Annotated in this window: 9 protein-coding genes; 7 read left to right on the top strand and 2 right to left on the bottom strand. The window is 46.4% G+C overall.

The genetic code is table 11. From position 1 onward, the window contains the following. Position 1 precedes the first annotated feature (1 nt). Positions 2–1609: a stage V sporulation protein B gene (gene spoVB, locus ACDJ58_RS23170; RefSeq protein ID WP_413373144.1), complete on the bottom strand. Its 1608-nt coding sequence runs from the start codon at positions 1607–1609 to the stop codon at positions 2–4. Between the two features lie 223 nt (positions 1610–1832). On the opposite strand from spoVB, the gene ACDJ58_RS23165 reads away from it, so the two are divergent. The 6 genes from ACDJ58_RS23165 (at position 1833) to ACDJ58_RS23140 (ending at position 8349) form a co-directional block, all read left to right on the top strand. Beyond that, positions 1833–2072: a post-transcriptional regulator gene (locus ACDJ58_RS23165; protein WP_175383441.1), complete on the top strand. Its 240-nt coding sequence runs from the start codon at positions 1833–1835 to the stop codon at positions 2070–2072. A gap of 90 nt (positions 2073–2162) precedes the next feature. Then, entirely contained in the window at positions 2163–3413 is a 1251-nt protein-coding gene (gene secD / locus ACDJ58_RS23160) for a protein translocase subunit SecD (RefSeq protein WP_413373143.1), read from the top strand. Further along, positions 3403–4311, top strand: a complete 909-nt coding sequence (gene secF / locus ACDJ58_RS23155; RefSeq protein WP_413373142.1) for a protein translocase subunit SecF — start codon at positions 3403–3405, stop codon at positions 4309–4311. Before secD ends, secF begins: the two co-directional genes overlap by 11 nt. A gap of 74 nt (positions 4312–4385) precedes the next feature. Then, entirely contained in the window at positions 4386–5351 is a 966-nt protein-coding gene (locus ACDJ58_RS23150) for a cation diffusion facilitator family transporter (RefSeq protein ID WP_063567708.1), read from the top strand. Positions 5352–5390: 39 nt separating this feature from the next. Then, entirely contained in the window at positions 5391–7799 is a 2409-nt protein-coding gene (gene recJ / locus ACDJ58_RS23145) for a single-stranded-DNA-specific exonuclease RecJ (RefSeq protein WP_413373141.1), read from the top strand. A 37-nt stretch (positions 7800–7836) separates the two neighbouring features. After that, positions 7837–8349 (top strand): adenine phosphoribosyltransferase, encoded by a 513-nt coding sequence (locus ACDJ58_RS23140; protein WP_024633046.1) that lies wholly within the window; start codon positions 7837–7839, stop codon positions 8347–8349. A 198-nt stretch (positions 8350–8547) separates the two neighbouring features. Here the strand turns inward: ACDJ58_RS23140 and uraA are convergent, their stop codons facing one another. Next, entirely contained in the window at positions 8548–9864 is a 1317-nt protein-coding gene (uraA, locus tag ACDJ58_RS23135; protein ID WP_413373140.1) for a uracil permease, read from the bottom strand. Between the two features lie 375 nt (positions 9865–10239). Between uraA and ACDJ58_RS23130 the strand changes: the two genes are divergently transcribed. Then, complete coding sequence (locus ACDJ58_RS23130) at positions 10240–12417, top strand: RelA/SpoT family protein (protein ID WP_413379795.1); 2178 nt, start codon at positions 10240–10242, stop codon at positions 12415–12417. Positions 12418–12428: the final 11 nt, after the last annotated feature.

Below are 12428 nucleotides of genomic sequence, written 5' to 3'. Positions count from 1 at the left end.
TTTATTTACGGGAACGGCGCTTAAACCAGGAACCGATGATGGGAGCACGGGAAAGATCGTGAAAATCAATCATTTTAGTCAAGCCCATAACAATGAAATAAACGATCAGTCCAACAAGGGGCGCGAGTAGCATTCTGAGCCAAAATGGAAGCAAGGATGCTGTCTGTTCATAAATGACCAGAGTAGCGGCGCCCATGATGACCATACCAGTGCCTGTTTTGACCCAATCCATTACCTTGAAACGGAACTGTAACAGGCTGCGCACACTTCTTGCATGTAAAAGAGTAACGACCGTTGAATTCACACAAATGGCAATCACCGCTCCAAAAATACCGTATTCCGGCCGGGAGGCGAGTACCAAAATTAACGTAATTTTGATGACAGCACCAATAAACGTATTGAGCAGTGCTTTCCCCGGACGATCAAGTGCCTGAAGAGCAGCTTGAAGAGGAGCTTGAATGTAGATAAACAAAGCAAAAGGAGCCATCAGCTTAAGCATGCTTCCAATCGATGCATCATTATACAGGACAAGACACATCGGTTCGGCAAGCACATACATAAACACAGAAAATGGAGCTCCTGTTACAAGGGCTAACCGCAAAGCCTGATGCATCCGTTTATGAATGAGCGCACGGTCACCTTGAGCCGAGGCCTCAGACAATGAAGGGACAAGGGACGTGGCTAACGATGACGTTAAGGCTCCCGGCAGTAGAAGTAGCGGGATAACCATGCCCTGTAATGCTCCATACTGGGCCGTGGCGAGTCCTTTGGAGATACCTGCAATAGCTAGACTTTGTGCGGTTACAATCGTCTCAGCGAGATAGGATAGGGAACCAACTAACCGCCCGGCAGTTACGGGTACGGAAATCGCGAGTAAACGACGAAGAAGTACTGGTTCTGATCCGGTTGAATTTTTTAGAACAGCAGGTTTGGGTTTGATTGGAGATTCGAGTATGGGCTGATGTTGATCCATATATTTCTTCTGTCTGGCATAGTTCCACAATAATACGAGCATACCGACGAATTCACCGACAAGTGCTCCCAGCATGGCTCCTGCAGCAGCTTGGGCAATTCCTCGGGGCAAGAGCAGCCAGGAGAACCAGATCACACAGATAATACGAATGACCGTTTCTACAATTGATGAAACAGCGGTAGGCATCATGTTTTGCTTTCCCTGGAAATAACCTCTGTAGACTGCAGATACGGCGATGATGGCAATCATAGGGCTCATGCTGACAAACGTGTGATAGACCCTCTCATCGGTCAGAACATAACGGGTGACCCATGGAGCGAAGATAATGCACAGAAACATAAACACAACGCCAAGGGTCAGTGTGAAGCTCAGACTGATTTGTAGAATACGTTGGGGTGAATAGCGGTTGGCACCTGTATCCGCTTCGGCTACAAGCTTAGCTACGGCCAATGGAATACCACCAGTGATTAATGTGACGAGTACGATGAAAAAGGGATAGCTCAGTTGGTAGATGCCAACACCTTCTGCACCGATAATCCGTGGCAGCGCAATGCGCGGGATGAACCCGAGAATCCGATTAATAATGCCTGCGGCGAGCAGGATCATGGCTCCCTGGATAAATGTCTGTTTCTTCAAGACTACCCCTCTTTCCCGGTTGGAGTACAGATATTCATAAACGGGACAAAGCCGTCGTTCTTCATCCTATGCCAGTCCAATATCTTCTCATGACAACTTGGACACGATTAACAAAAAGATCCATCACCAGCAAGAAGGAATATGATCGGGTAAAGTCGAATGATGTAATATTGATGCCGCATAAAGGCTTGGATGTATGAAGGGAGGCTCCCCGTTGGAAGAAATGAATGATGTGGAGTTGGAACAGTCTATAGAGATGCTCTGCCGCAGCAAGGCAGAGGAATTAAGGCTTGTCGGTTACGAATATGTCACCAGCAAAGATGTCTGGAATTGCATCAGTCATAAATATGAAAAGCAGGGCATTCCACCGCTTCACCAACTGGTGAACGACATATTGTCACTGAAAGCAACAAGCTTTATGAACTTTATGACCGTGTCTGCATACCGGGGGTCCTCTTTCTAACGAAAGGGATCTTTTTTGTTGGAAATTGACTGCTTTTTACGGCATCGCTATAATAGGAATATTGAGAACGAAAGGGGATCTAGGAACGGCATGAAAAGAATCGTCAGTTTCATTTTGGTCGTGCTTGTGACCGCAGGAGTTATGTTGGGCACAAGTCCAGGGCTGCTCAAAAATATACGCTTGGGCCTTGATTTAAAAGGAGGCTACGAGATCTTATATGAAGCAGAGCCGCTGGAACAAGGACAACAAGTCACCAAAGCATCTTTGGTGCAAACAGCAAAAAGTCTGGAGAGCCGTGCCAATGCGCTCGGAACAAGCGAGCCGGAAGTAACAACTGAAGGAACGAACCGGATCCGTTTGAAGCTGGCCGGGGTTACCGACGAGGCTGAAGTCAGAGCCAAAATGAAAGAACCTGCTGTCATGACCTTCCGCAGTAAAGCTGAGAATGACAAAGAAGGTGAATACACCAAAATCGAGCTTCGGGGAAATGAGTTCGTGGAGAATGGTGCCAAAGTGGTATTCAGCCAGTTGAACGCACCGATGATCGATATCCAGGTTAAAGACAAAGCCAAGTTTGCTGAGATTACCAAACGTTTGATTGGACAACCTTTGGCTATCTATCTGGATGATCAATTGTTATCAGCTCCAACCGTGCAGCAGCAACTGAGTGACGGCTCTGCACAGATCACGGGTAACTACTCACGTGAGGAAGCCAATCAGCTTCGTGATACCATTAATTTGGGCGCGTTGCCGTTGAAACTGACAGAGAAGTACTCTCAAAGCGTTGGTGCAACGCTTGGTAAACTATCTCTGGACCAGACGATTAAAGCGGGATTAATTGGTTCCATAATTATCTTGGTGTTCATGATTGGTTTGTACCGTATTCCGGGGATTATTGCAAGCTTTGCCCTGATTACACATACGTGGCTGGTACTTGCAATTTTCTATATGGGAGAATTCGTACTTACCCTTCCGGGGATTGCGGCATTTATCCTGGGTATAGGGATGGCCGTGGATGCCAACATCATCACATACGAGCGGATCAAGGAAGAAATGCGCAGTGGTAAGTCGATATTGTCTTCAGTCAAAGCGGGAGGCAAACATTCCTTCCGTACGATTATTGACTCTAACATTACAACAATCATTGCTGCAGCCGTTATGTTCTTCATGGGTACAGGTGCGGTTAAAGGTTTCGCACTGGTACTGATTTTTGATATCGTGACCAGCATCATTACGAATATTTTCTTCTCCCGCTTCCTGTTAACCCTGCTTGTGCGGGCTAACGTGTTGAAGAAGCCTAAGTACTTCGGAGTGAAGGAGAGTGAAATTCGTGCGCTTTAATTGGAATTTTGATTATGTTAAAGGCAGTAAAATTGCCTATGCCTTTTCCATCATTTTGACGATTGCAGGTATCATCAGCATTTTGGCTCTGGGATTGAATTATGCGGTAGATTTCCGTTCGGGTTCTAATGTGGATATTACGGTATCTAAAGCGATCACAACGGAACAAATCAAGCCCATTGTTAGTGACCTTGGTGTTGACACAAAAGATGTTCATATTACACCTGGTACTGATCGGGTTAACGTTCGTTTCTCGAACGTATTGGATGAAAATCAGGAAAGCAAGTTTAAGCAAGAGTTCACCAAGCTGGATTCAACCGCTTCTTATGAAGTCAACACGGTTGACCCGGAGATGGCTAAAGAACTTGAACGCAATGCCATATACGCGGTTCTCATCGCAAGTATCGGGATTATGATCTATGTAGCGATCCGATTTGAATGGCGATTTGGTTTGGCTGCTGTAATTGCGCTCTTCCATGATGCATTTGTAGTTATTAGTGTGTTCTCGATCTTCCGACTAGAAGTGAATCTGACCTTCATTACGGCTGTACTGACCATTGTCGGATTCTCGATCAATGATACAATCGTTATCTTCGACCGGATTCGTGAGAATATGCGTTTTGCTAAAAAGACTTCGAAAGCCGATTTGCGGGAAGTAGTCAACCGCAGTTTGGCGCAAACGATGACACGTTCCCTGAATACAACATTCACCGTGTTTGTCGCTTCGCTCTGCTTGTTTATTTTTGGTGGAGAATCCATTCGCATGTTCTCACTTGCTATGGTCATCGGAACGTTGTTCGGTGCATATTCTTCTATCTACATCGCCGCTCCATTGTGGCTGGCGCTCAAAGGTAAACAAACAGAGAAACCTAAAGCAGCTGTCAAAGCATCCAACTAAACATTGTATTGTCAAGCCGCGTCTGCCAGGCGCGGTTTTGCAACTTTAGGTAGAGTATTAAGGGGGGCATCGCCATGACCAGAGAACGTTTCCCTTCTGTTCACGCTGCCACGTGGAGCGGGATCGCCGGGAATTTGACACTTGCAGTAATCAAGGCTGGGTTCGGTTATATGGCAAACAGCAAATCGTTGCTTGCAGACGGCCTTCACTCTGCTTCAGAAGCTGCTTCTTCATTGTCCGGCCTCTTTCCCTCGAAGTCTGTACAAACAAAAAGAAAGGCTCGTAGGGAGCGGTCAAAGGAACATTCACGTATCGCGAGACCTGGAATTTCGGTATTATTATCTGTGCTCATCCTTATGGGAGGTTTGCAGATCGCCATCTCCGCTTTGAGTAGTCTGTCTGGAGATGAACCAGAATCGCTAGAGAAGTATACCCATGCACTTGTGGTAGCTTTTGCAGCATTGGCTGTGAAAGAAGCAATCTTTCAATATCAATACCGATATTTCCGTAAACGAAATCAATCGCAGGCTCTCGCTTATGCACAGCAACATCGTCGGGCACTTTACTGTTCACTTATCGTCTTAGTCGGTATTGTAGGTTCCATGACAGGAGAAACGATGGGGTGGAGTATTCTTCGATATATGGATCCCGCAGCTGCATTGATCGCTTCCTGTTTTGTGCTTCACAAAGGCTACAGAATGATTGTGGATACCGTATATGGTTCACTTGTTCAGGAACTGGAACAGGAAGAAGCACTTGACTTCAAAGAGACGGTGCAGCGTGTATATGGCATTATTACGATTGAACATCTGGTAGCACGTGAACAGGAACATGATGTTACGATTGAACTGGTCATTAGTGTGAACCCTAGAATTTCCGTGCTCGAGGCACAAGAGATTGCGAACCGGGCGAAGACACTTCTCTTAACTCGTTTCAGTCATGTGAAAGAAGTACAGATCCAGGCTGTACCTTATGATCCTGGATATCCTTATAAATCCAATCATGAACTGCCAGATCCTGAAGCGACATTAATTCAGTAATGAAGCTTGGTTCAGTAGATCAGGAAAGGAGCGTTATCATTGCTTTATTCGCAATACCGGTGGAACACACCGAATATCGATTTGGAGGCGGCTGCGGGACTCTCGCAGGCGCTTTCCGTTTCATCACTTGTTGGACGTTTGCTGGTCAGTCGGGGGGTTCATAATGAATCAGAGGCAGAACAATTTCTGCATCCTGATCTGAATCAGATGCATGATCCTTATCTGCTTCTAGGCATGAAAGAAGCTGTGCCCCGAATCCAGCAGGCTATTGAGCGTGAAGAACATATTTTAATATATGGGGACTACGATGCGGACGGAGTATCCAGTACATCTCTGATGATCCATCTGATGCGTTATCTCGGTGCTTCTTATGATATCTATATTCCTCATCGTTCCAATGAAGGCTACGGGTTACACAATCACGCCTTGGATTGGGCTCATCAACAAGGAGTCACGCTGGTGATTACGGTAGATACCGGAATCAGTGCGGTAGAGCAGATTGCTTATGCTGCAACACTGGGAATGGAAGTCATTGTGACGGATCATCATGAACCACCTGAAGTTTTGCCTGAGGCTTATACGCTCATTAATCCCAAGCTTCCGGACTGTCCTTACCCTTTTAAAGGGTTAGCTGGTGCGGGTGTAGCGCTGAAGCTGGCTCAGGCATTGATCGGAGAAGTGCCTGGAGAATGGATGGAAATTGCCGCTATTGGTACGGTTGCCGATTTGATGCCTTTGGAAGGCGAGAACCGGGTTATCGTCAGTTATGGTGTTGAGTCCATGCGAGGTACACGTCTGCCTGGTGTAAGTGCTCTGCTTGAAATTAGTGGTGTGGATCAAACTCAGGTCACCTCAATCAATATTGCCTTTGCAATGGCTCCGCGTATTAATGCAAGCGGACGTCTGGATCATGCCGGCCGAGCCGTATCGCTGCTTACAACCGAGGATCTGGATGAGGCACACACTCTGGCAGGCCAACTGGATTTGCTGAATCGTGAAAGGCAACAGGTTGTTGAGGGTATACTTCTGGAAGCGACAGCCCAGTTGGAGCAGAAAATCCAGCTTAATTCCGGAGCAGTGCCGGACGTCATCGTTTTGGCGGGAGAAGGCTGGAATGTTGGAGTTGTAGGTATCGTGGCTTCCAAGTTACTTGAACGGTATTATCGGCCAACGCTTATCCTGGGCATTGACCCGGAGAGCGGCGCTTGTAAAGGCTCAGCACGCTCCATAGAGGGGCTGGACATCTATGAGGCATTAACTGCTTGCAAACACACGATGGACCATTATGGTGGTCATCCAGCTGCAGCAGGCATGAGCCTTCATCGTGATCAACTTAAAGAGCTGGAAGCAGGATTGAATGAGTTTGCGGCATCCGTGCTGACAGAGGAGGACTTTGTGCCCCATCGTCTTGCAGATGACGAATGCAGAATCAGTGATGTACCATTGCAGGTCATTCAAGAGATCGACAGACTCCAGCCGTTTGGCATGAGTAATCCTTCTCCACGTTTTGTATTGCGCAATGTGACTGTCAAAGAAACACGGACGATGGGACGGGAAAAACGTCATCTGAAATTGGTTTTGGAGCAGGATGGTCAGCAATTGGAGACGGTCGCTTTTGGCAAAGGAGCATTAGCTGAATTTCTGCCGCCAGGCTCCATCATTGATGTTATGGGCGAGTTGTCCGTTAATGAGTGGAACGGGATGAGGAAACCACAATTAATGCTGCAGGACATCCAGGTTCCACATGCGCAAGTTTTTGATTTGCGAGGTAGTACGGAGCCTCTGAATGCGATGAAGCAGTTCTTGAGTTCGCTTGAAATACATTTACGATACAAGTCAGGCTCTATTGGTGCCATCGTTCGGAAAGAAACGAATGTTTCCGAGGGAAATTCATTGTATGAACCGTGCCTTTGGGTATATGATAGAAAGGTCGGTTTGTTTCCGTGCAATGCTGCCGCGCAGCATTATGGGCAGGAACAGGTCCGGACGTTATTTGTGTTTGATACGCCGGAAACCCCGGAACAACTTGATGCAATGCTGGCTTTATTCAGCGGAGCCGAGAATATCATCCTTCTGCACGGATCAGGCAACCGCCGAGATCGCCTTCAGATGCCCTCCAGAGAACTCTTCAAGCGTATTTATATGCTGGTGTCCAAATGGAGAGCTGAACCCGTGGAGGAACAAGAGATCACTCCTGTGCTCAGTCGTCAGTGTGGCTGCTCGCCGCGCATGATTACAATGATGTTGGATGTTTTTGAGGAGTTATCGTTCATTACCCGAGAAGATGGAAAGATTGTGTTTGTGGATAACCCGCCCAAGCGTGAGCTAACCGCTTCGCGTCATTATCAGGCGCTGGAAAGCATGGCCGAGACAGAGCAGGTGATGCTGGATGCATCGACCCCTCAACTGACACAATGGATGATATCCCGGATGAAGGGCGTATCTTAGATAGAAGTTGTGCTATTTATTTTAGGAGGAGATTATTTTGGATTTTAAAGATTATATTCGTGTCATTCCTGACTTTCCACAACCGGGAATCAGCTTCAAAGACATTACGACATTGTTGAAGGATGGAGAAATGTACCGCAAGGCGATCAATGAGCTGAAAGTAATGGTTTCGGATCTCAAAATTGACGTTATTGCCGGACCTGAAGCACGTGGATTCGTTGTGGGCGCTCCTCTGGCGTACGCTCTGGGTGTCGGTTTTGCTCCGATCCGTAAAAGCGGAAAATTGCCTGGAGAGACGATCGAAGTCGGTTATGATCTTGAATATGGCAAAGATACGCTTGCTATGCATACAGATGCGATCGAAAAAGGACAAAATGTCCTGATTGCGGATGATCTGCTGGCGACAGGCGGAACTATTGCTACCTCCATTAACCTGATTGAACAATTGGGTGGCAAGATTGTAGGTGCAGCATTCCTGATTGAGCTGTCTGATTTGAATGGACGTGCAAAATTGCCAGGAATTGATGTATTTACGTTGATGAACTACTAGAATTCCGGCATTCATTGCTGTTAAATCACGTGAACTGGATCTCCCGTTTCCCGGGAAATAATATACAGCATTAACTATTTGCAAAAAAGCCTGTCCCTCGACCCATAAAGGTGAGAGAGCAGGCTTTTTGCGTTGTACGATGTATAAAATGAAGAATGAATAAACATTGTCCGTTCAAACCAGTCGGCAAGAAATCAATCAATCCGGAGTTTTCTCGGTTAAAGGCTGTTTCTCCGTTTGATCATTCGACCAACCCAGTACTTCAAATAATTTAAACAACAAGCTCAGCAGAATTCCGACGATGGTTGCCAGAGCCATTCCCTTGAGATGAACACCATAAAACGTGATCTCAGTACCACTGAGTCCGATGACGAGTACAAGGGTAGTTAGCAACAGGTTGGTCGGTTTAGCAAAATCCACTTTCTGTTCGACCAGAATACGCAAACCGGATGCCGCAATAACTCCGAACAGAAGTAAAGATACACCACCCATAACCGGAACAGGAATGTTAGCTATAAGTGCTGAGAACGTACCTGAGAAAGAAAGCACGATCGCGATAACGGCAGCGCCGCCAATAACATACGTCGAGTAAACTCGGGTCAGAGCCATAACCCCAATATTCTCACCATAAGTTGTATTCGGTGTGGATCCAACGAAACCGGAAAGAATGGTTGAAACGCCGTTCCCGAGCAGGGAGCGATGCAGACCAGGGTCTTTGGATAGATCTTTGCCTACAATGCTGCTCGTTACAAGCAGATGTCCGATGTGCTCGACAATGACAACAAGTGCGACAGGCAAAATGGTGAGGATGACAGACCAGTCAAATGTCGGTGTCGTTACGGTAGGCAGTGAGATAAAGTCAGCGTTCACTATATTCTCGGTTTTTACCTCACCCATAAAGTATCCAAGCACGTAACCGGATACAATCCCGATTAAAATGTGAATGATCTTGGGGAACCCACGGAAGGTTACTGCACCAATAACAGTGATACCAAGAGTAACCATGGCTAAAATAATCGGTTTGGCTTGAGGAACCCAGTCAGGGTTCTCAGCAGGGTTCGAATTGATTAGACCAGCCATTCCGGCTGCCACAGGTACAAGCTCGAGACCGATCAGCGCTACAATTGCGCCCATAACCGCTGGTGGGAAAACAACGTTAATCCAGCCTGTTCCGGTATATTTGATGGTAAGAGCCACGAGACAGAATACAACTCCCGTTACGATGAACGCTCCAAGCGCCATGGAGTAACCGTTATCGGGGTGTTGGAGTAACACAAATGACACGGGTGCGATAAAAGCAAAGCTTGACCCAAGATAGGCCGGAATTTTCCCTTTACACATGAGTATGTACAACAATGTTCCAATACCGTTCATAAGTAAGATCATACTTGGATCGACACCGAACAGGTTCGGCACGAGTACCGTGCTGCCAAACATGGCGAACAAATGCTGGAGACTCAGCAGTGAGCCTGAGCCAAGCGGCATTTTTTGATTAACCTGAATTTCACGTTGCAATGAATGTTCATCTCCTTTTTTCCGAAACACAAATCTTCAATATAGTACAGAGTTTCTCTTCATTTAGCAATAACATTTTTCAACTAAGCACACCAAACCATTTTTATTTTGCGAATTGATCCTTCTATTTCGGTAAATAACGGTAATAATACATAATAAATGAGGAAGATTTCCAACCTCCGTTGAATATCGGGCAACATCTTTGAGGAATGACACATAACGTATAAAAAAAATGGATATGTGCTCTTATTCGTCAGTAGTTGACGGGAAACGGGCGAAGCGTCATAATTATAGGAAATTACTTTTACGGGGAACCTGTGTTGATATTATGTCACGGGTTCCATTTTGTATAGAAAGGACACGGAACAGATCAGAATGGGCATAGAGCAATTACTCGAGAAGGCCGGGGCATATATCAAAGAACCCGATCTGGTGCGCATACGAGAAGCTTACGAATTTGCTGATCAGGCCCACCATGGACAGACGCGAAAATCGGGAGAACCGTATATTCTGCATCCGCTTGCGGTTGCCGATATTGTTGTAAACATGCAGATGGACACCATCTCCATAATTGCAGCGCTTCTTCATGATGTAGTAGAAGATACTACGGTTTCACTTGAAGAAATCCGCAATCATTTCGGCAATACGTGTGCCATGCTTGTTGACGGCTTGACGAAGCTGGAACGTATTCAGTTCCGCTCCAAGGAAGAACAGCAGAACGAGAACTACCGCAAAATGTTCATCGCCATGGCGCAGGACATCCGTGTCATCGTGATCAAATTGGCTGACCGTCTGCATAATATGCGGACACTCAAGTTTCAGTCGGAAGAAAGCCAGCGCCGGATTTCATATGAAACGTTGGAGATTTTCTGTCCGATTGCGAACCGTCTGGGTATCTCTGCGATCAAATGGGAAATGGAGGACATCGCCCTCCGTTATTTGAATCCGCAGCAATATTACCGAATTGCAAACCTGATGCACAAAAAGCGTGCAGAACGTGAGCAATATATTGATACGGTTATGGACGGTATTACAAGCAAGCTGGATGAGATGGGAATTCAGGCAGATCTGTCGGGTCGCCCTAAGCACATCTACAGCGTGTTCAAAAAAATGACTACGAAAAACAAACAGTTTAACGAGATTTATGATCTGCTTGCGATTCGTATTATTGTGGATAACATCAAGGATTGTTATGCTACCCTCGGAATTATACACACGTTATGGAAACCGATGCCAGGACGTTTCAAGGACTATATCGCGATGCCGAAGGCGAACATGTATCAATCGCTGCATACCACGGTCGTAGGTCCGAATGGTGAACCGACTGAAGTCCAAATCCGGACATGGGATATGCACCGCACCGCTGAATTCGGTATTGCTGCCCACTGGGCCTACAAGGAAGGCGCTGCGAACGGAAACCATTTTGAAGATAAAATTACGTTCTTCCGCGAGATCCTTGAACTTCAAAATGAAGCGCAGGATGCGTCTGAATTTGTAGAATCCCTTAAAATGGATTTCTTCTCGGATCTGGTGTTTGTATTCACGCCAAAAGGTGAAGTTATCGAATTGCCGACTGGATCTGTTCCATTGGATTTTGCATATAGAATTCATACAGAGGTGGGTAATCGGACGATTGGTGCCAAAGTAAATGGTCGTATCGTTCCGCTCGATTATCATCTCAAAACAGGCGATATCATTGAAATTTTGACGTCCAAACATTCTTACGGACCGAGCCAAGACTGGCTCAAAATTGCAAAATCCTCTCACGCACGAGCGAAGATTAAGCAATGGTTCAAGAAGGAACGGCGCGAAGAAAACGTTGAAAAAGGACGCGACAGTTGTGAACGTGAACTCAAGCGCATGGGACTTGATCCTTCTGCCTGGATGACGGACGATAAGTTGCAGGAAGCAGCCAAAAAGTATGCCTTCAATGATATTGAGGATATGCTCGCAGCTGTTGGATTCGGTGGTATTACGGCTGCACAGATCGTGACCAAAGCAACGGAGAAACTACGCAAGGAGCAGGAAGAATCCAGCTTGCTTGAACTGAACTCCGAAATGCGTGAGCTGAAGCCTGCACCTGAACGCAAAAACCGTCCGACGAATGGCATCCGTGTCAAAGGTATAGACAATTTGCTTGTACGTTTTGCGCGCTGCTGTAACCCTGTACCAGGGGATGCTATTATCGGGTATGTTACACGTGGACGTGGGGTTTCGGTGCATCGAACGGACTGTCCCAATATTCCGTCTAGTACGGATGGGGAAGAAGCAGCTCGCGTCATTGAAGTCGAGTGGGAAGAGAATATTGAAGCCAACTACAGCGTGGATATTGAGATTACGGGCCATGATCGCAACGGCTTGCTCAATGAAGTGCTTCAGGCTGTTTCCGAAAGTAAAACCAATATATCTGCCGTCACCGGACGTACAGATAAAAATAAATTAGCATTGGTGCACGTCACAATTCTGATTCGTAATACGGAGCATCTGCATTCGGTTGTGGAACGGATCAAACGGGTGAAAGATGTCTATTCTGTGCATCGGATTATGCAGTAAGGAGCCTGTAA

Origin of the sequence: Paenibacillus taichungensis, from assembly GCF_047302525.1 — a bacterium.
Classification (GTDB): domain Bacteria; phylum Bacillota; class Bacilli; order Paenibacillales; family Paenibacillaceae; genus Paenibacillus; species Paenibacillus taichungensis_B.
Note: the sequence above shows the minus strand (reverse complement) of the source record. Positions and strands in the feature narration are given on the sequence as shown.